Below are 19,621 nucleotides of genomic sequence, written 5' to 3'. Positions count from 1 at the left end.
GCGACGGCGGTGGCGCCGTGATCTCAGATTACGCCTGCAGACGGGCGACGATCGCGTCGCCGACGGCAGCGGTGGTGCGCGCCGTGGTCCCGCGCTGGGCGATGTCGGATTCGACGGCGCGGGTCACGGCGGCGGCCTCGTCCTGCAGCCCGAGATGATCGAGCAGCAGTGCGACCGAGAGGATCGCAGCGGTGGGGTCTGCCTTCTGCTGTCCTGCGATGTCGGGCGCCGATCCGTGCACGGGCTCGAACATCGACGGGAATGCGGCCTCCGGGTTGATGTTCCCGGATGCGGCGAGGCCGATGCCACCGGTGACGGCGCCGGCCAGGTCCGTGAGGATGTCCCCGAACAGGTTGTCGGTGACGATCACGTCGAAGCGACCGGGGTTCGTGACCAGGAAGATCGTGGCCGCGTCGACGTGCAGATAGTCTACGGCCACGTCCGGGTGCTCCCGCGCCACCTCGTCGACGATGCGCTTCCACATGCCGCCGGCGTGCACGAGCACGTTGGTCTTGTGCACCAGCGTGAGCTTCTGCCGGCGGCGCTCGGCCAGGCCGAACGCGTAGCGCACGACGCGTTCCACGCCGAAGGCGGTGTTCACCGAGGTCTCGTTGGCGACCTCGTGGGGCGTGCCACGGCGGATCGCCCCGCCGTTGCCGACATACGGACCCTCGGTCCCCTCGCGGACGACGACGAAATCGATCTCGCCCGGGTTCGCCAGCGGGCCGCCGAAGGCCGGGTACAGCTTGGACGGGCGCAGGTTCACGTAGTGGTCGAGCTCGAAGCGGAGCTTCAGCAGCAGACCGCGCTCGATGTTCGCGTCCTTCAGGCGCGGGTCCCCCGGCTGGCCGCCCACGGCCCCGAGCAGGATCGCGTCGTGGGCGCGGATCGCGTCGAGGTCTGCGTCGGTGAGCGTGTCGCCGGTCTCGAAGTACCGGGCGGCACCGAGCGAGAAGCGGGTCTTGTCGAACGTGACCGCGGAGCCGGCGGTGACGGCATCCAGCACCTTCTCGGCCTCGGCCACGACCTCGGGCCCGATGCCGTCTCCGGGGATGACGGCCAGCTTCACGACACGCGACATGGGACTCCTCGCCTCCAGGCGCGTCACTTCTTCTCGGACGCGCGCGACTTTCCCAGCGTAACGGCTGCGACCACCGCGGCCAGGACGACGAAAGCGGCCCCGATGACGGCCGTCACCGTGACACCGGCGTCGAAGGCGGACGCCGCGGCGGCGCGCAGCGCCTCCCCGACCGGCCCGGCGATCTGATCGGCGGCGTGCAGGGCCCCGGCCAGCGTGTCCCGGGCGTGGTCCGCGGCATCCTGCGGCAGGCCCGCGGGCAGGTCGAGCCCCGTGCGGTACATCGCGGTCAGGATGCCGCCGAGGATCGTCGTGCCGAGCACCGCGCCCACCTCGTACGCCGTCTCGGAGACCGCACTCGCGGCGCCCGCCTTCTCGGCGGGCGCGGCGGACAGGGCGAGCTCGTTGGAGATCGTCTCGGTCATGCCGATGCCCACGCCGATGAGGATCGAGGCGGCGACGGGCAGCGCGAGCGCGTGATTGCCCGCGACGAACGCGATGAGCGCGTAGCCGACGGCCGCGACGCCCAGGGTGATGGGCAGCAGGATCCGCGGCGACACCCGGCGCGAGACGGGGACGACGACGAGGCCCGCGACCATCATCGCGAGAACACCCGGGAGCAGCGCGAAGGCCGACTCGAGGGGCGTCATCCCGAGCACCAGCTGCAGGTGCTGGGCGATGAAGAATTCGAAGCCCATGAACGCGACCACGCTGAGCAGGTTCACCAGCAGCGCGCCGCTGAACATGCCCACGGTGAACAGACGCACGTCGAACAGCGGCTGGGGCGAACGCAGCTGGCGCCGGACGAACAGCGCTCCGAGCGCGATGCCCGCAGCGAACAGCCCCACGTTCGCTGCGGTGAGGCCCTCGATCGCGATCTCCTTGATCGCGTAGACGACGCCGACCATGGTCGCCATGGACAGCAGGATGCTGAGGACGTCGATGCGGCCGGGGCGCGGGTCGCGGCTCTCCGGGATGAGGAACGGCGCGAGGATCAGCAGCGGGATCAGCACCGGAACGGCCAGCAGGAAGACCGATCCCCAGGAGAAATGCGCGAGCAGGAATCCGCCCACGACCGGACCGAGGGCACCCCCGGCCGAGAAGGCCGCGGCCCAGATCGCGATCGCGAGGCGTCGCTGGTTGCGATCGGTGAAGATGCTCCGGATGAGCGACAGGGTGGAGGGCATCAGCATGGCGCCGAAGAATCCCATGCCGACGCGCGCGGCGATGAGCCATCCCGCCGAAGGGGCGAAGGCGGCGAGGGCCGAGATCGTGGCGAACCCCGTCGCGCCGATGAGCAGCATCCGACGGCGGCCGAACCGGTCGCCCATCACGCCCATCGTGACGAGCATCCCCGCCAGCACGAGCGGGTACACGTCGACCATCCACAGCTGCTGCAGGCTCGACGGCTGCAGCTGGAGGGCGATCTGCGGCAGGGCGAAGTTCAACGCGGTGTGATCGACCGAGGCGAGGAGCACCGGCAGCATGAGCACGGCCAGGGCCGTCCAGCCGCGCCAGCCGACGCGCTGCGGCGCGGCCGGGGTCGTGGCTGTGGAGGCGAGGTGCAGTGTGGCGGTGTCGACGGACACGGGTATCAGCTCATTTCTTTACCGTCTAGCCGGTACAGTATCACATCGATCCGTTGATCCGCCCCGGTCGGGCTAGCCTTGACGGGATGAGTCGCCCACCCCGTGCCCGTGAGATCGTCCTCGATGCGTTCGAGCAGATCCTCAGCAATGAGGGCGCCCGCGCCGCGACGATGGATGCCGTCGCCCGCCAGGCGGGGGTCTCCAAGGGCGGCCTGCTGTACCACTTCGCCTCCAAGGAGGCGCTCGAGTCGGCGATGGTCGACCGGCTTCTGAAGCTGGTCGCCGACGACCTCGCCGAACTCGAGTCCGCCGAAGAAGGGTCCGTCACCTACTTCCTGCGCACATCGGCGGCCGAGGACGACAACCTCGATCGCGCGATGATCGCCGTCGCACGGCTCGCGCAGTCGGGCTCTGAGCCCGCGCGAGACGCCATCCGCACGGTGCGGTTGCAGTGGGAGGACGCACTCCGCCCGCACACACGTGACGCCCTCGCGCTGGACCTCGTGATGCTCCTCGCCGACGGTCTCTCGTTCAACAGCACGATGGGTGGCGATGCACAGCTGAGCTCGGTCCCCCACGGCGAAGCGCTCGACACGCTCATCGAGCGCGTGGTCGGCCTCACGACCTGGTGACCTCGGCCAGTCTCCGACGAAGGAACGCCACGACCGCGGCATCCGATTCCCGCGCGATCGCCTCGCGGTATGCCGCCGCGGCTTCGGCACGGTCGCCGCGGCGGGCAGCCAGATCGGCGCGGGCCGCGAAGGCCGTCCCGGCCTGGACACCCGTGAACAGGTCCTGCTCCCCGTCGAGCTCGCTTCCGGCGGCTTCGGGACCGACGTCGGGACTGTAGCCGCGCGCGACGATCCGGGCCAGACGCGCCGACGGCGACGGCCAGGCCGCGACGAGACCGTCGTAGAGCCGCGCGATGGAGACCCAGTCGGTGTCGTCCCAGCGCGCCGCCGTGGCATGAAGCCCCGCGATCCCCGCCATGAGCGCGAACCGCCCGGTGCCGCCCTGCAGCGCACGGGTGGCGCGGTCCCGGCCCTCGCGGATGAGACCGGCATCCCACAGCGCCCGGTTCGCGGTGGCGAGTTCGACGAGATCGCCGGAAGGATCCAGACGGGTCGGCTGGCGCGCCTCGGTGAGCAGCAGCAGCCCCAGCAGCCCGGACGCCTCCGGGTCTCCGGGCCGCACGCGCACCGCATCGCGGGCAAGGTCGATCGCGTCGGCGCGGAGGCGACCGCTCGTCTCTGCCGCCGGCGCCGCGTACCCGGCCGTGTACACCAGCGAGATCACCGTCAGGGCGTCCGGCATCCGCGCCGTGACGTCCGCCTCGTCGTCCATCCCGAACCGGATGGGCGAGTCGTGCAGCCGCTTCTTCGCCCGGGTGAGCCGGGCGGCCATGGTCGCCTCGGGAACGAGCAGCATCGCCGCGACATCCCTCGTCGGCACGGCGCACACGAACCGCAGAGCGAGCGCGATGCGCGCCTCCTCGGCGAGCTCCGGATGACACATCATCAAGATGAGCTCCAGGCGTTCGTCGCCCGTGAACACGAAGTCCGACATGTCGGTCTCCTCCGCCGCCGGTGCCTGCGCGGCCAGCGCCGGGAGCGCCCGCACCGCTGTCTGCGCACGACGAAGCTGGTCCACCGCGATGCGGCGCGCCGACGTCGTGATCCACGCGGCCGGATTGCGCAGCACCGTCCCGGCCCGCTCCTGGGCCAGCGCCCGGAGGAACGCCTCGTGGACGGCGTCCTCCGCCGCCTGCAGATCGCCGGTGTAGTGCGCGACCGCGCCGAGGATGCGTCCGGCATCCTCTCGGTACGCGGATTCGATGGCGGAGCTCACTGCCCCATTCAACCGATCGCGACGCGGTCGCGCACCCGGGCGGGAGGGCGCCTCACGCGCCCGGCAGCTCCATCACCGGGTACAGCTCGAGCCACCCGCCGGTGGGGACGAGGGCGGCGAGTTCGCGCGCCTGCGCCACGGACTCCGCGGTGATCGTGTAGAACCCGGTCAGCACCTCGCGGGTCTCGCCGAACGGGCCATCGGTGAACACCGCACCGCTCTGCGAGGGCGTGATGCGGGTCGCCTCGGACTGCGGGCGCAGCGGCGCGGAGGCGAGGACCTTCTGACCCGCATCGGCCACCGCGGCCTGGAACGCGCGGTGCCCCGCGAGGTCCATCTCGATCTGCTCGGCTGACAGCACCGCGGGATCCCATTCGGGTTCGCGGATGACGATCAGGTACTCGTCGGACATGTCGGTCTCCTTCGTCGTGCGGTGCCTTCGGCCCGCTTCTCATGGAACACCGAAACGACGTGCGGGGGCTGCCGAAATCGACAGCCCCCGCGAAAAAGTTTCTCTGCGTCAGTCCTCGGTGATCGCGATCTGCGCGAAGACGTCGGCGTCGATCGCCACCCGGACCTCGTCGAGCAGGGCGTCATCGACCGGCGAGTCGACGGTCAGAACCGACATCGCCTGGCCGCCGGCGGTCTCGCGGGCGATCTGCATGCCGGCGATGTTGATCCCGGCCTCGCCGAAACGCTGACCGTACACCGCGACGATGCCCGGCCGGTCGGTGTACAGCATGACGATGTGGTGCTGCTCGATCGGCAGCTCGACGGCGTAGTCGTTGATGCCGACGAGCTTCTCGATCTGCTTCGGACCGGTCAGGGTGCCGGAGACCGCCAGCTGCGAGCCGTCCGAGAGGGCGCCGCGAAGGGTGATGACGTTGCGGTACTCGGGGCTGTCGCCGTCCACGAGCAGGCGCACGTCGATTCCGCGCTGCTCGGCCAGGAGCGGGGCGTTGACGTACGACACCGTCTCGCTGACGATGTTCGTGAAGACGCCCTTCAGCGCGGCGAGCTTGAGCACGCTCACGTCGTAGTCCTGCAGCTCGCCGTGCACCTCGACGTCGAGGCTGGTGAGCGGCGACTGGGCGAGCGCGGAGAAGATCTGGCCGAGCTTCTCGACGAGCGGGATGCCGGGGCGCACGTACGGGTCGATGGCACCGCCGGCGACGTTGACGGCATCCGGCACGAGCTCGCCGCCGAGCGCGAGACGCACCGAGCGCGCGACCGAGATGCCCGCCTTCTCCTGCGCCTCGTCGGTGCTCGCACCGAGGTGGGGCGTCACCACGACGTTGGGCAGGTCCAGAAGGGCACGGGCGGTGCCGCCCTCGGCCGGCGGCTCGGAGGTGAAGACGTCGAGACCGGCTCCGGCGATCTCGCCGGCCTTCAGCGCGTCGTGCAGCGCCGCCTCGTCGATCAGCCCGCCGCGGGCGACGTTCACCACGTACGCGGACGACTTCATCGCGCGGAACTGCTCCGCCCCGATCATGCCGGTGGTCTCGGGGGTGCGCGGCATGTGGATCGTGACGAAGTCCGACTGCTCGAGGAGCTCGTCCAGCGTCACCAGCTGCACGCCCAGCTGCTGGGCGCGGGCGCTCGTCACGTACGGGTCGTACGCGATGACCTTCATGTCGAAGGCCTGGAGGCGCGCGGTGATCAGTGCGCCGATCCGGCCGAGGCCGATGATGCCGACGGTCTTCTCGTAGAGCTCGGTGCCGGTGTAGGAGCTGCGCTTCCAGGCGCCGCCGGCGAGCGAGGCGTGCGCGGCCGGGATGCGACGGGCAAGGCTCAGGATGTGGCCGATGGTCAGCTCGGCGGCGGAGATGATGTTGGACGTCGGGGCGTTGACGACCATCACGCCGGCCGTGGTGGCCGCCTTGATGTCGACGTTGTCGAGGCCGACGCCCGCACGCGCGATCACCTTGAGACGGCTCGAGGCGGCGATGGCCTCGGCATCCATCTGCGTCGCCGACCGGATGAGCACCGCATCCGCATCGGCGAGCGACGCGAGGAGCGCTGGGCGGTCGGTTCCGTCGACGTGGCGAACGTCGAAGTCGGGACCGAGCGCATCGATCGTGGCGGGCGAGAGTTGTTCTGCGAGCAGGACGACGGGCTTCGACACAGGTCTCCCCTTTGGAGTGCACATGCGGGTGGGATGCCACGCCGCACGCCAATGGGGGCGAGACGCTGTCAGCTTACCGTGAGCGCCGAGGACTTCCGTCACGCGGAAAGTCTCGGGGACGCATTATGACGAACCCAGCAGCCCCGCTCCGAACGCATACGCGTAGGCGAGGATGCTGAGCCAGAAGCAGGCGACCAGCGCGAGCCCGGTCACGAGGATCAGCACGAACTCCCCCGCACGCCGCCGCCAGCCGAGGGCGAACGCGCCAGCGTACGCGGCGATCGGGAACACGATCGCGAAGAGGAGGACGAACCAGCCGAGCCCGTTCAAACCGAGCCGGCCGCCGGCCTGGAAGACGAGGAGCGTGACCGCGTTCCACACCACGAAGGCGTAGAAGAGGCCCAGCACACCGGCGATCGTGAACACCAGCCACACCGGCATGACGCTCCCGCGTCGTGCGACGGCGGAATCCTGTTCGGTCATCCCTGCACCCCCAGCATGAACAGTGGCCACGGCACGAGCAGAACGGCCCCGGCGACGAGCCAGACCCAGCGCACCCACGGCCGGGACCGGCGCGAGACGATCCAGACGGTGGCGAACCAGAGGGCGGGCGCGAGGGCGGCCAGCCAGACGCCCACGACGTTCCCGCTCGCCCACATCGCCGGCGGCTCCCCCGTGGTGGAAACGAGGTACCCGGCGACGCGCGAGACCCGCAGGCCCCCGATGATCCATCCGACGATGTAGAGCAGGTAGATGCCGCCGAGGATGCCGGACGCCACGAGCGCGACGTTGCCCATCGGCTCCCGCTCGGCCGTCGCGGCCTCGGGCACGGAGGCATCGCCGCTGTCAGCCGGTTCCGGCGCCGGGGGCGCGCTCGGCTCGGGCGTCGGGGCAGGTCGCACAGGGGCGCCGGTGGTGGCGCCTTCATCGGCGGACGGGGATCGATGCAGCGACGCGCGCGTCGGATGCTCGTCCCCCTCCCAGGTGAAGGCGTCCTCGTCGTCTGGATCCGGGGTCACTCCCCCAGGCTAACGCGGACGACGGGACGCGATCGGCGCCGAGGCGGCATCCCTCGACGCCCGCGCGCCGAGGGATGCCGCCGGTGCGTCAGAAGACCGGCGTGCCGCCGCGCACGAGCCGCCAGTTCACGACGTGGAAGTCGGCGGGGTCGATCACCTTCGCGGCCGACGCGTACGCCACGATCGCCTCGCGGATGGCCACCTGCGCGTTGTAGACGACCGGCGCCGACGCGATGTGCGGGAAGCTGCCGCCACCGGACTGGCGGTAGTTGTTGACGGCCACGACGAACTGCTGACCGTCCGCCACCGGGGCGCCCTCGAAGGCGAGGTCGACGATCCGCGAGCCTGCCGGCTGCGAGATGTCGATGTCGTAGGTCACGCCCGACAGCTGGTCGTAGTTGTAGTCCGGCAGGCTCAGCGCGTTCGTCCAGGAGGCGGGATCCACGGGCGCGCCCGGCGCGACCTGGGCGAAGTACCGCGCGGAGTACTCGAGGTAGTCCTTGATCTGGGCTCCGGTGAGGACGGAGGCCAGCAGGGTGTTGTCGTAGATGTAGAGACCCGCGACATCCCGGATCGTCACCTGCCCGGCCGGGAACACGGCCTGCCTGTTGAACGGCGCGGCGATCGAGATGACCGGCAGGGATGCCTGCGGCGTACCCGCGATCGCCTTGATCACGGTGTCGGTCTGCACCTTGTGGACGTAGTCGAGGATGGCGGTGTCCTTCCAGCAGGAGTCCGCCGCCGACAGCTCCTCGGTCGAGGTCGCGACCGGGCTGTTCACGTACTTCACGACGGCGTCGTGCTGGGCCTTCACCACGGCGACGAGAGCCGGGTCGTCCTCGACGGTGTTCGTGTTCACCGTCGTCGACGACTTCGACACGACCTTCCACCGCCCCTTCTCGATCCGCAGTCCGATGTCGAACACGCTGAGGCGCTCGCCCCAGCACCGCGGCTCGCTCATCACGACCGTGTCGCCCGTCACCGCGTTCGTGACGAAACGCTGGGGGACGTCGACGTGGGCATGTCCGAACAGGATCGCGTCGATGCCGGGCACCTGCTCGGCGATGAGCGCAGCCGCGTTCTCGATCGGCAGGTCGGGTCCGTAGGACGACTTTCCCGTGTCGCCGGCGTGGACGCTCACCACGAGCACGTCGACGCCCTCGTCGCGCATGACCGGTACCCACCGCTTGGCGGTCTCGACGACGTCGAGAACCTCGAGCTTTCCGCTCACGTGAGCCTTGTCCCAGATGACGATCCCCGGGTTGGTGAGGCCGAGGACGCCGACGCGCACCGGCTTCGCACCGTGCGGGTTGAGCGTCTTGATCGTGTACGGACGGTACGCGGGCACCTTCGTGCCGGCGTGCACCGCATTGGCGCCGAGCACGGGCGCCTTCATCTGCGAGATCCAGTTGTCGAGGAACTCGAGTCCGTAGTTGAACTCGTGGTTGCCGAGCGCGACGGCGTCGTAACCGATGGCGTTCATCTGCGCGGCCATCGGGTGGACGGCCCCGGTCTGCGTGATCGGCTCGACGGTGGCGTAGTAGAAGCCGAGCGGGGTGCCCTGGATCGTGTCGCCCGCGTCGAACAGCAGCGTCTTGTCGCGGCCGCGATCCTTGCGGATCTGATTGACCACGCTCGAGACGCGGGACAGCCCGACGGCGTTGCCCGCCGCGTCGTGGTACTCGGCGTTCGTGTAGTAGTCCCAGTTGACCGCGTGCGAGTGGATGTCGGACGTGCCCATGATCGTGATCGTCACGGTCGGGCCCTTGCCGTTGAAGTCGGCTGCCGACGCCTTGTCCGAGCTCGCCGCCCATCCCGCCGCCGCGAGCGCGCTCGCGGCGCTGACGCCGGTGAGGAACCCGCGTCGGCTGACCCCGGATCGTCGCTCTTGTTCGACGTCGTCGGGGACCGCGCAGGAGCACCAACGGGGTTCGGGTGCGGCGGCGTGGCGGTGGTGTTCGTGAGGTGTGTGTTCTCCCATGAGCCACGATGCAACCATGCTGAACATTCCCTGACAAGAATCTGAGGATGAACTTTTCCTCACGCAGCGGTTGCGCGTTCCGCGAAGGACGAAAAGCGCAGGAGCGCGAGCCGCCGGCACTCTTGACCGCGCCCACGGCGCGCGGGACACTCCAGTCATGACGGTGCGCGTTCTGGGGGCGCTCGACGTCGGCGGGCCGATGCTGAGTCCGCGGGAGCGAACGACTCTCGCCGTCCTCGTGGTGCGCCAGGGGGCCGCCGTGTCCCCCGCGGAACTGGCTGAGGCCCTGTGGCCGCAAGACACTCCGAAGACGTGGGCGGCGCAGGTGAAGACGGCCATCGCGCGCTTGCGTCAACGCCTGGGCAGTGGCGCCATCGCGACGCGTGCCGGCTCGTACGTGTTCGCTCTGGACGCGGACGCCATCGACGCCAATCGCTTCGAGCGCCTGGTGGACTCCGCCCGCGACCACGTCGCGCAGGGCGAGTTCGATCGGGCGGTCGACGAGTACGACCGCGCGCTCGCGCTGTGGCGCGGCGAGGCCTATCCCGACCTCGCGGACTGGGAGCCGGGCGCTGCGGCCGCACGACGCCTGGATGAGATCAGGCGGGACGCCGAGGAGGAACGGCTGCGGTCCCGGCTGCACGGCCGGGACGCCGCGCGCCTGGTCCCGGAGGCTGATCGGCTCGTGCGCGATGCTGGTCTCCGCGAGGAGCGCTGGGCTCTTCTCGCCGAGGCGAACTACCGCGCCGGTCGCCAGGCCGACGCCCTCGAGACTCTGCGGACCGCTCGCGAACGACTGCTCGACGAGCTGGGCCTCGAGCCGACCGCCCGCCTCACGGACCTGGAAGCCGCTATCCTCCGACAGGATCCCGGACTTGCGGATGACCCCGTCTCCGTCCCGGTCAGTGCCGAATGCCCGTATCGGGGGCTTGCGGCGTTCGCCGCCGACGACGCGGAGCTGTTCTTCGGCCGCGACCCCGACCTCGATCTCCTGGTCGATCGCGTACGTGCGGGTGAGGTGCTGACCATCACCGGCCCCTCGGGCTCGGGAAAGTCGTCGCTGGCGCAGGCCGGTCTGCTCGCGCGCCTCTGCCCCGACTCCTCCCGGTGCGCCGTCATCCGTCCGAGCGGCGCGGGCTCCGCATCCCTGCGGGCTGCCGTCGCCCGCGAGGCCCGGATCATCCTCGTCGACCAGGCCGAAGAGCTGCTCCGGCGAGGCGACGCGGAAGTCGAGGACTTCTGCGCCGTCTGCGCGCAGTTCCTGGCGTCCGGCGGCATCCTGATCGTCACGGTCCGTTCGGATTTCCTGGATGCTGCCACGGCGCTTCCCGAAATCGGCGCGGCACTCGGGCGAGGCGTGTATGCACTCGCCCCGATCGCACCCGCCGCGTATCGCGAGATCATCGAGCGACCGGCGCGGCGAGCGGGGCTGCGGTGCGAGCCCGGACTCGTGGAGGTCATCGTCCGGGACGTCACCGGCCGGCCGGCCTCCCTGCCGCTCGCCTCGTACGCCCTCGTCGAGACGTGGGCGCGACGGGAAGGCACGACGCTCACCGTCGCGGGCTACGAGGCGGCCGGTGGAATCGCCGGGGCCGTCTCTGCCTCCGCAGAGGCCGCCTATCGCCAGCTCGCCCCGGAAGAGCAGCACATCTGCCGATCCCTGATGCTACGCCTGGTGGCACGCGACGGGGACGGCACCACCCTGCGACGGCATCCGCCGGCCGCGCCGTTGCGCTCCGATCCGGTCCGTCGTGCCGTGCTGGACCGCCTGGCGGATGCCCGGCTGGTCACCACGGAAGACGACGCGATCGTCATCGCGCACGAAGCGGTCGCCGGTGCGTGGCCGCGCCTGGATGCCTGGCTCGAAGAGGATGCCCGCGGAGCACGCCTCCTGGCGTCCGTCTCGGCCGGCGCGCAAGCCTGGGATGCGGATGGCCGCCCGGAAGACCAGCTACTGCGCGGCGCCCGACTCGCACTCACACGCGAGTGGGTCGAGCAGACGACGCCCGACCTCACGGATGTCGAGCGTGCTTTCGTTGACGAGTCCGCGTCCAAGCATCAGGATCGCGAGCGCGCGCTCGAAGCCCGGATGCGCCGCGACCTCCGACAAAACCGGACGCTGCGGCTCGCGCTCTTCGCTGCATCCATCCTCGTGGTGCTGGCCGTGGTAGCCGGGGCCGTGGCCGCCGTGCGGGGACGGGAGGCAGCAGCCGCGGCGCGAGAGGAGATGATTCAGGCGATCACCTCCCGTTCGCTCGCGCTGCGTTCGACGAACAGGGATGTCGCGGCCTTGATGTCGGTCGCGGCCGTGAAGCGCTGGCCGAACGACCCCCGGGCGCGGGCGGCGCTGGCCGGCACCATCACGGCCGCCGGCGGCTTCACCGGTCCGACGTACATCAAAGACGCCGTGTGGCGGATCAGCGCCTGGCCGATTCCCGGCACGCGGCAAGCACTGGTCGTGCGGGATCAGGTGAACGTCGAGATCGACGATCTCGACAGCGGCAAGCGCCTTCGGACATTCTCCACCCGACTGCCGCGCCCGAACACCCAGGTGCGCCCGTGGGTGCGAGTGAGCGCCGACGGCAGCACCGCCCTCATCCTGCAGCACTTCGACGGGTCGGATACCGCCCAAACCGGCAAGGACAAATCGGAGCGTGCCTGGTTCTTCGATGTGCGCACCGGACGGCAGATCGGTCGCGCGATCCCCGTGCCGAACGAGCTGGCCGAGACCGTCGCTCTGAGCGCCGATGGGCGCTTCGCCACCTGGGCGACCATCGGCCCCCTCGTGGTGCTCGATCGCGACCGCGGGACCGTGCGCACGAGGGACGACCTGTCGCCGCTGGACTGGTTCGAAGACAGCGCGGCATCCACATTCGACTCGAAAGGCCGCATCGTCCTCGCGTCGCGCACCGGATCCATCGACGTCATCGACCCGCAGACGCTACGGACGCTTTCGCACCGCTTGATCCACGCTCCCGGGTTCCTCGGTCGCTACGTCTCGGTGGCGGACGACGGGACGACTCTCCACCAGGGCGGCGACGGACTCCTCACGGTGTCGCCGACCGGAACAGAGCTCTGGAGGCACCCGTTCGACCGCGCCGGAGAGTGCAGTCGCAGCGCGGCCTCCTCCGAGTCGAACGTCGCCACCTGCGGAGACGAGCGCGGACACATTGAGGTCCGGGATCTGCGCACGGGCTTGCTGCGGATGCCGGCGGCGAACTACCAGCTCGGCGCAAGCGGCGATCTCGTGTTCTCCCGGAATGGCGAAGAACTGCTACTCATGAGCGCGTTGGCACCCGCGATCGGGCACCTGCGCGTGGACGGCAGCGGGCCGGCCTCGACGGCGATTGCGTCGGGCTTCAAGCCCGCCGGCGACTTCGACTCGTCCGGTCATCTGCTGCTCCTGGCATCACGCGCGCAGAACCCGGGGGTGCAACAGGAGTTCGCCGTCTGGAACGTCGACACCGATCGGCCCGTCTTCCGCATTCCGCAGGACGTTCGCACCCCGTACCGCGGAATCCTGCAGGGCCCCGTCTGGGCGGACGACCACACTCTGCTCGTCGTCGACGCGGTTGATCCGACCCTGTTCAATGGACGTCAGGTGAACCTCGCACTCGACGTGCGAACCGGAAAGCTGCGCCCGACCGGACTCGTCGACGGCAACTACCCCGTCGCCCGCTCCCGCGATCCGAAGGTGCTGTACGCAGCGGAACCGACCGGGGTCGTCGTGATCGATGAGCGGACTCTGGTGCCGACGAGCACGGTCTTCGCGACGCAAGAACCCGTCGTGACCATCAGCGACGACTCCGCGCGTCACCGCGTCGCGATCACACAGTTCAACATGACCACGAACGCCCTTGAAACCGTCGTGTTCGACGGGCGGACCGGGCGGCGTCTCGCCACCGGGCTGCCCACCTACACGGCCACCGCGCTCCTGGACGACAAGCGACTGCTCGGTGTCGCGACGGTCGATTCCGGTATCTTCGACGCCACCACACTGAAGTCCCTGCACACTATTGCTCGTGTCGAGGGCTCGTTCATGATCGACGTCTCCGAGGCGTCCCACACCGCACTGCTGTACGGCAGTGGAGACGGTGGAGCGCAGATCATCGACACCCGGTCGCTCACGCCGATCGGCGACGGCATGCCGGCGGCCGTGGACACCGCCGGCGCGCTGTCTTCGGACGGCACCCTCGCGGCGACCGCCCCGCTCGACGCCGGAGTCGTCATCCATCGCCTCGACGCGAAGTCGGAGATCGCCGCGGCGTGCCGGCTCGCCGGACGCGAACTCACCGCGGAGGAATGGAAGACTTACCTCGCGAGCCTTGGGTCGCAGCAGACTCTGTGTGGCCGGCGGTGATCTCCGGCGCAACGAGCGCGGGCGCGCACCCGCGGTGCGACGACCCACGCTCGCGGCACGGTCTTCACCGGGCGAAGCTCTCGCCCGGGTGGTAGTTGCTGCTCCGGTAGACGGTGTCCGGCCAATCGCGGTCGGCCGCCGAGTTCGCTGTCGAAGTGGATGTCGAGTCATTCGACGACACGGTCTGCGACGTCGGCCGCGTCTGGTGGCAGGCGGCGAGCGGAAGGACGAGGGCGAGAAGCACAGCGGCGAATGCCGTGCCCCCGCGGTGGTTCGTTGTAGTGTTCATGTCCCGACCATCCCGCCGGCCGGTATCCGCGGCGCGCCGCGCGGTATTCATCCGGTATTCGCCCCGACGCGCGCGTCGCCGCCCACCAGGACGCCGGAGGAGCCCGGCCCCGAATCGGGGCCGGGCTCCTCCGAGACGCGGGTCAGCGAGCGGCAGAGCCCTCGGTGTAGTCCTCGTCCTGCTGCTTCCACGCGAAGAGCGCGCGCAGGTCGCGACCGACGCCCTCGATCGGGTGCTGGGCGGCCTTCTCGCGCAGCGCGTAGAACTCCGGGGCACCGGCATCCTGGTCGTCGATGAACCGCTTGGCGAACGCGCCCGACTGGATGTCGGCGAGCACTGCCTGCATGTTCTCCTTGACGCGCGGGTCGATGACGCGCGGGCCCGAGACGTAGTCGCCGTACTCGGCCGTGTCGGAGACCGACCAGCGCTGCTTGGCGATGCCGCCCTCCCACATGAGGTCGACGATGAGCTTGAGCTCGTGCAGCACCTCGAAGTAGGCGATCTGCGGCTGGTAGCCCGCCTCAGTCAGGGTCTCGAAGCCGTACTCGACGAGCTGGGAGACACCGCCGCACAGCACGGCCTGCTCGCCGAACAGGTCGGTCTCGGTCTCTTCGGTGAACGTCGTCTTGATGACGCCGGCGCGGGTGCCGCCGATCGCCTTCGCGTACGAGAGAGCGGTGGCCCAGGCGGTGCCGGTGGCGTCCTTCTCGACGGCGATGATGTCCGGGATGCCGCGACCGGCGACGAACTCGCGACGCACCGTGTGGCCCGGGGCCTTCGGCGCGACGAGGATGACGTCGACGCCCTCGGGGGCCTCGATGTAGCCGAAACGGATGTTGAAGCCGTGCGCGAACGCGAGCGTCTTGCCCTCGGTCAGGTTGTCCTTGATCGAGTCCGCGTAGATCGACCGCTGGTGCTGGTCGGGCGCGAGGATCATGATCAGGTCGGCCCAGGCGGCGGCGTCGGCGACGGTCTTGACCTCGAAGCCCTCGTCCTGTGCCTTCGCGATCGACTTCGAGCCCTCCTTGAGGCCGATGACGACCTGGACGCCCGAGTCGCGCAGGTTCTGGGCGTGGGCGTGGCCCTGCGACCCGTAGCCGACGATCGCGACCTTCTTGCCCTGGATGATCGAGAGGTCTGCGTCGTCGTCGTAGAAGATCTCAGCCATGTTCTTGTGTTTCTCCTTGATTGTCGTCGCTTGTATCGCTTCGCTCGCTCAACGACCGGAGTCGAGGAAGCCTGAATCGGGGTCAGCCGCGCAGGACGCGCTCGGTGATGCTCTTGCCGCCGCGGCCGATCGCGAGAAGGCCCGACTGGGCGATCTCCTTGATCCCGAAGGGCTCGAGAGCGCGCAGCAGCGCGTCGACCTTGCCCTTGTCACCGGTCACCTCGACGACGAGCGCATCGGGTGCGTAGTCGACGACGGACGCCCGGAAGAGGTTGACGATCTCGAGCACGCTCGTGCGGTTGGCCGCATCGGCGCGCACCTTCACGAGCATGTGCTCGCGCTGCACGGAGGCGGACGGCTCGAGTTCGACGATCTTGATGACGTTGATCAGCTTGTTCAGCTGCTTGGTCACCTGTTCGAGCGGCTGCTCCTCGACGTCCACCACGACGGTGATGCGAGAGAGCCCGGGGACCTCCGTCACGCCCACCGCGAGGGACTCGATGTTGAAGCCGCGACGAGCGAACAGGCCCGCGACACGGGTCAGCAGACCCGGCTTGTCCTCGACGAGGAGGCTCAGCACGTGACTCGACATGTGATCAGTCCTCCTGCTCGTCGAAGGCGGGCGCGTGGTCGCGGGCGTACTGGACGTAGCTGTTGCTGACGCCCTGCGGCACCATCGGCCACACCATCGCGTCGGCGCTCACCACGAAGTCGATCACCACCGGCCGGTCGTTCGTCTCCAGGGCGAGCTTGATGGCGGCATCCACGTCCTCTTCGCGCTCGACGCGGATACCCAGGCAGCCGTAGGCCTCCGCGAGCTTGAGGAAGTCGGGGATCCGCACCGTGCCGTGCCCGGTGTTCAGGTCGGTGTGCGAGTGCCGACCGTCGAAGAACAGGGTCTGCCACTGCCGCACCATGCCGAGCGACGAGTTGTTGATGATCGCGACCTTGATCGGGATGTCGTTGATCGTGCAGGTGGCCAGTTCCTGGTTGGTCATCTGGAAGCAGCCGTCACCGTCGATCGCCCACACTACACGGTCGGGCTCGGCGACCTTGGCGCCCATGGCGGCGGGAACCGCGTATCCCATGGTCCCGGCGCCGCCGGAGTTCAGCCAGGAGTTCGGGCGCTCGTACTTGATGAACTGCGCGGCCCACATCTGGTGCTGGCCCACGCCGGCAGCGTAGACCGCCTCCGGGCCGGTCAGCTCGCCGATGCGCTGGATCACGTACTGCGGCGACATGTGGCCGTCGGTCGGCTGCGTGTAGCCGAGCGGGAACTCGGCGCGCAGCCCGTCGAGGCGGGTCCACCACTCGGCGAGGTCGGGCTTCACACCCGCGGATGCCGTGCGGAAGGCCGCACTCAGGTCGACGAGCACGTCGCGCAGGTCACCGACGATCGGCACGTCCGCGGTCCGGATCTTCGAGATCTCGGCCGGGTCGATGTCGACGTGCACGACCTGTGCGTTCGGAGCGAAAAGAGACGCCTTGCCGGTGACGCGGTCGTCGAAGCGCGCGCCCAGGGCGACGATGAGGTCGGCCTCCTGCAGGGCGAGAACCGCCGGCACCGTGCCGTGCATGCCCGGCATCCCGAGGTGCTGCGGGTGCGAGTCGGGGAAGGCGCCGCGCGCCATGAGCGTGGTGACCACCGGCGCACCGGTGACCTCGGCGAGTTCGCGCAGTTCGTCGGACGCGTGCGAGCGGATGACGCCGCCGCCGACGTAGAGCACGGGCTGGCGGGCCTCGGCGATCAGCTGCGCCGCCGCCTGGATCTGCTTGCCGTGGGCCTTCGTCACGGGGCGGTAGCCGGGCAGGTCGATCTTCGGCGGCCAGACGAAGGGCGCCTCGGTCTGCTGGGCGTCCTTCGTGATGTCCACGAGGACGGGACCCGGCCGGCCGGTCGAGGCGATCTCGAACGCGGCCGCGATCGCGCCCGGGATGTCTTCGGCGCGCTTGACCAGGAACGAGTGCTTCGTGATCGGCATGGTGATGCCGACGATGTCGGCTTCCTGGAAGGCGTCCGTGCCCATCAGGGTCGAGAAGACCTGGCCGGTGATGCACACCAGCGGCACGGAGTCCATGTACGCGTCGGCGATCGCCGTGACCAGGTTCGTCGCACCCGGGCCGGAGGTCGCGATCGCGACGCCCGTGCGGCCGGATGCCGAAGCGTAGCCCTGCGCAGCGTGACCGGCACCCTGCTCGTGGCGGACGAGGATGTGGCGCAGCGACTCGGCATCCATGAGCGGGTCGTAGACGGGCATGATCGCGCCGCCCGGCAGGCCGAACACGTCGGTGACGCCGAGCAGCTCCAGGGACCGGACGACGGCCTGCGCACCGGTGAGCATGGGCGCGGCAGCGGTTCGAGACGGCGGTCGTGGCACAGCCACGGGGGAATCGGCGGGCATGGTAAGAAATCCTCCGAAGGGGGGGTCGGCGAAATGAGAAGTATGTGTCGGCTGCTACCCCGTGACCGCGCCCTCCGCAGCGGAGCGCACGAGCTTGGAGTATTTGGCCAGGACGCCACGGGTATAGCGCGGGGGCAGGGGCTCCCAGCCCTCACGGCGGGAGCTCAGCTCGGCCTCATCGACGAGTAGGTCGAGAGTGCGAGCCGCGATATCGACCCGTATCAGATCACCATCGCGCACGAATGCGATGGGACCGGAGTCCACCGCTTCGGGTGCTATGTGGCCGATGCACAGTCCGGTTGTGCCGCCTGAGAATCGACCGTCTGTCAATAGTAGGACATCTTTGCCGAGCCCGGCGCCCTTGATGGCCGCCGTGATGGCGAGCATCTCGCGCATCCCCGGCCCGCCCTTGGGGCCCTCGTAGCGGATGACGACGACGTCGCCGGCATGGATCCGCCCGGCTTCGAGCGCGTCCATCGCGCCGCGCTCGCGCTCGAAGACGCGTGCGGGGCCTTCGAACACGGCCGCGTCGAACCCCGCGGTCTTCACGACCGCACCCTCGGGAGCGAGCGAGCCGTGCAGGATCGTGATGCCGCCGGTGGCGTGGATCGGGTCGTCGAACGAGTGGATGACCGTGCCGTCCACGGGCAGTGGGTCGAGCTCGCGCAGGTTCTCGGCGAGTGTCTTGCCGGTGACGGTGAGCGCGTCGCCGTGCAGGAGTCCCTCGTCGAGCATGGCCTTCATGATGACGGGGATTCCGCCGTGCCGGTCCACGTCGTTCATCACGAAGCGCCCGAACGGCTTCATGTCGGCCACGTGCGGGACCTTGTCGCCGATGCGGTTGAAGTCGTGCAGCGTCAGCTCGACCTCGGCCTCCTTGGCGATGGCGAGCAGGTGCAGCACGACGTTTGTGGAGCCGCCGAGCGCCATCGCGAGGGCGATCGCGTTCTCGAACGCCTCTTTCGTGAGGATGTCGCGGGTGGTGATCCCCTGGCGGAGCAGATTGACGACCGCCTCGCCGGAGCGGTGGGCGAAGTAGTCCCGGCGCCGGTCGGCCGACGGCGGCGCCGCCGATCCCGGCAGGCTGAGGCCGAGGGCCTCGGCGACCGAGGCCATCGTGTTGGCGGTGTACATGCCGCCGCAGGCACCCTCACCGGGGGCGAACGCGCACTCGATGCGCTTCAGATCGGCCTCGCTCATCCGGCCCGCGAGACAGGCGCCGACTCCTTCGAAGGAGTCGATGATCGTGATCTCCTTCTCGGTGCCGTCGGAGAGCTTCACCCAGCCCGGTGCGATGGACCCGGCGTACAGGAAGACGCTCGACAGGTCCAGGCGCGCACTGGCCATCAGCATGCCGGGGATCGATTTGTCGCAGCCGGCGAGCAGGACGGTGCCGTCGAGGCGCTCGGCCATCACCACCGTCTCGACGGAGTCGGCGATGACCTCGCGCGACACCAGGGAGAAGTGCATGCCCTCGTGACCCATCGAGATGCCGTCGGACACCGAGATCGTGCCGAACTGCAGCGGGTAGCCGCCGCCGGCGTGCACGCCCTCCTTCGCGCCCTGGGCCAGTCGATCCAGGCTCAGGTTGCACGGTGTGATCTCGTTCCAGCTCGACGCGATGCCGATCTGGGGTTTGTCCCAGTCCTCGTCTCCGAGGCCGACGCCGCGCAGCATCCCTCGGGAAGTCGTCGCCTCGATGCCGTCGGTGACGACGCGGCTGCGGGGCTTGATGTCGATCGGGTCGTCGGCCTGACTCATG

Annotated in this window: 15 protein-coding genes; 2 read left to right on the top strand and 13 right to left on the bottom strand. The window is 69.6% G+C overall.

The window, feature by feature from the left end:
* Window positions 1-28 precede the first annotated feature (28 nt).
* Both LK09_RS11700 and LK09_RS11695 read right to left on the bottom strand, forming a co-directional pair.
* Window positions 29-1,081 carry a 3-isopropylmalate dehydrogenase gene (locus LK09_RS11700; RefSeq protein WP_039399429.1) on the bottom strand — a complete coding sequence of 351 codons (1,053 nt, stop codon included), beginning with the start codon at window positions 1,079-1,081 and terminating at the stop codon, window positions 29-31.
* Window positions 1,082-1,104: 23 nt separating this feature from the next.
* Window positions 1,105-2,667, bottom strand: a complete 1,563-nt coding sequence (locus LK09_RS11695; protein WP_231563019.1) for an MFS transporter — start codon at window positions 2,665-2,667, stop codon at window positions 1,105-1,107.
* Between the two features lie 86 nt (window positions 2,668-2,753).
* On the opposite strand from LK09_RS11695, the gene LK09_RS11690 reads away from it, so the two are divergent.
* On the top strand, window positions 2,754-3,299 hold the full coding sequence (locus tag LK09_RS11690; protein ID WP_039399427.1) for a TetR/AcrR family transcriptional regulator: 546 nt from the start codon (window positions 2,754-2,756) through the stop codon (window positions 3,297-3,299).
* Here the strand turns inward: LK09_RS11690 and LK09_RS11685 are convergent.
* The 6 genes from LK09_RS11685 to LK09_RS11660 all read right to left on the bottom strand — a co-directional run bounded on the left by LK09_RS11685 (window position 3,286) and on the right by LK09_RS11660 (window position 9,640).
* Window positions 3,286-4,515 carry an RNA polymerase sigma factor gene (locus LK09_RS11685; protein ID WP_052226693.1) on the bottom strand — a complete coding sequence of 410 codons (1,230 nt, stop codon included), beginning with the start codon at window positions 4,513-4,515 and terminating at the stop codon, window positions 3,286-3,288. The genes LK09_RS11690 and LK09_RS11685 overlap by 14 nt on opposite strands.
* Before the next feature lie 52 nt (window positions 4,516-4,567).
* Entirely contained in the window at window positions 4,568-4,927 is a 360-nt protein-coding gene (locus tag LK09_RS11680; protein ID WP_052226692.1) for a YciI family protein, read from the bottom strand.
* A gap of 108 nt (window positions 4,928-5,035) precedes the next feature.
* Window positions 5,036-6,640 (bottom strand): phosphoglycerate dehydrogenase, encoded by a 1,605-nt coding sequence (gene serA / locus LK09_RS11675; protein ID WP_039399425.1) that lies wholly within the window; start codon window positions 6,638-6,640, stop codon window positions 5,036-5,038.
* A 123-nt stretch (window positions 6,641-6,763) separates the two neighbouring features.
* On the bottom strand, window positions 6,764-7,123 hold the full coding sequence (locus LK09_RS11670) for a hypothetical protein (RefSeq protein ID WP_039399423.1): 360 nt from the start codon (window positions 7,121-7,123) through the stop codon (window positions 6,764-6,766).
* Window positions 7,120-7,659: a hypothetical protein gene (locus LK09_RS11665; RefSeq protein ID WP_039399421.1), complete on the bottom strand. Its 540-nt coding sequence runs from the start codon at window positions 7,657-7,659 to the stop codon at window positions 7,120-7,122. The genes LK09_RS11670 and LK09_RS11665 overlap by 4 nt, the downstream gene beginning before the upstream one ends.
* Window positions 7,660-7,747: 88 nt before the next feature.
* Window positions 7,748-9,640 (bottom strand): bifunctional metallophosphatase/5'-nucleotidase, encoded by a 1,893-nt coding sequence (locus LK09_RS11660; RefSeq protein WP_082008229.1) that lies wholly within the window; start codon window positions 9,638-9,640, stop codon window positions 7,748-7,750.
* Between the two features lie 157 nt (window positions 9,641-9,797).
* Between LK09_RS11660 and LK09_RS11655 the strand changes: the two genes are divergently transcribed.
* A complete protein-coding gene (locus LK09_RS11655) occupies window positions 9,798-14,000 on the top strand; it encodes an nSTAND1 domain-containing NTPase (RefSeq protein WP_039399419.1) in 4,203 nt (1,400 codons plus the stop codon).
* A gap of 64 nt (window positions 14,001-14,064) precedes the next feature.
* Here LK09_RS11655 and LK09_RS11650 read toward each other — a convergent pair whose 3' ends face one another.
* The 5 genes from LK09_RS11650 to ilvD form a co-directional block, all read right to left on the bottom strand.
* On the bottom strand, window positions 14,065-14,289 hold the full coding sequence (locus LK09_RS11650; protein WP_156138753.1) for a hypothetical protein: 225 nt from the start codon (window positions 14,287-14,289) through the stop codon (window positions 14,065-14,067).
* A 142-nt stretch (window positions 14,290-14,431) separates the two neighbouring features.
* The gene (gene ilvC / locus LK09_RS11645; protein ID WP_039399415.1) at window positions 14,432-15,457 is read right to left on the bottom strand and encodes a ketol-acid reductoisomerase; all 1,026 of its coding nucleotides are present in this window, start codon (window positions 15,455-15,457) and stop codon (window positions 14,432-14,434) included.
* Window positions 15,458-15,539: 82 nt separating this feature from the next.
* The gene (ilvN, locus tag LK09_RS11640; protein WP_039399413.1) at window positions 15,540-16,049 is read right to left on the bottom strand and encodes an acetolactate synthase small subunit; all 510 of its coding nucleotides are present in this window, start codon (window positions 16,047-16,049) and stop codon (window positions 15,540-15,542) included.
* 4 nt (window positions 16,050-16,053) lie between these two features.
* Window positions 16,054-17,859: an acetolactate synthase large subunit gene (locus LK09_RS11635; protein WP_039399411.1), complete on the bottom strand. Its 1,806-nt coding sequence runs from the start codon at window positions 17,857-17,859 to the stop codon at window positions 16,054-16,056.
* Between the two features lie 54 nt (window positions 17,860-17,913).
* Window positions 17,914-19,620 (bottom strand): dihydroxy-acid dehydratase, encoded by a 1,707-nt coding sequence (ilvD, locus tag LK09_RS11630; RefSeq protein WP_039399409.1) that lies wholly within the window; start codon window positions 19,618-19,620, stop codon window positions 17,914-17,916.
* Window position 19,621: the final 1 nt, after the last annotated feature.

The organism is Microbacterium mangrovi, assembly GCF_000802305.1.
GTDB classification, from domain to species: Bacteria; Actinomycetota; Actinomycetes; order Actinomycetales; family Microbacteriaceae; genus Microbacterium; species Microbacterium mangrovi.
Note: the sequence above shows the minus strand (reverse complement) of the source record. Positions and strands in the feature narration are given on the sequence as shown.

Bases quoted from the DNA above. Each gene is read 5' to 3' on its own strand.
- LK09_RS11700 (WP_039399429.1), bottom strand. From the start codon at position 1,081: ATGTCGCGTGTCGTGAAGCTGGCCGTCATCCCCGGAGACGGCATCGGG.
- LK09_RS11690 (WP_039399427.1), top strand. From the start codon at position 2,754: ATGAGTCGCCCACCCCGTGCCCGTGAGATCGTCCTCGATGCGTTCGAG.
- LK09_RS11680 (WP_052226692.1), bottom strand. From the start codon at position 4,927: ATGTCCGACGAGTACCTGATCGTCATCCGCGAACCCGAATGGGATCCC.
- LK09_RS11670 (WP_039399423.1), bottom strand. From the start codon at position 7,123: ATGACCGAACAGGATTCCGCCGTCGCACGACGCGGGAGCGTCATGCCG.
- LK09_RS11660 (WP_082008229.1), bottom strand. From the start codon at position 9,640: ATGGGAGAACACACACCTCACGAACACCACCGCCACGCCGCCGCACCC.
- LK09_RS11655 (WP_039399419.1), top strand. From the start codon at position 9,798: ATGACGGTGCGCGTTCTGGGGGCGCTCGACGTCGGCGGGCCGATGCTG.
- LK09_RS11650 (WP_156138753.1), bottom strand. From the start codon at position 14,289: ATGAACACTACAACGAACCACCGCGGGGGCACGGCATTCGCCGCTGTG.
- ilvC (WP_039399415.1), bottom strand. From the start codon at position 15,457: ATGGCTGAGATCTTCTACGACGACGACGCAGACCTCTCGATCATCCAG.
- ilvN (WP_039399413.1), bottom strand. From the start codon at position 16,049: ATGTCGAGTCACGTGCTGAGCCTCCTCGTCGAGGACAAGCCGGGTCTG.
- LK09_RS11635 (WP_039399411.1), bottom strand. From the start codon at position 17,859: ATGCCCGCCGATTCCCCCGTGGCTGTGCCACGACCGCCGTCTCGAACC.
- ilvD (WP_039399409.1), bottom strand. From the start codon at position 19,620: ATGAGTCAGGCCGACGACCCGATCGACATCAAGCCCCGCAGCCGCGTC.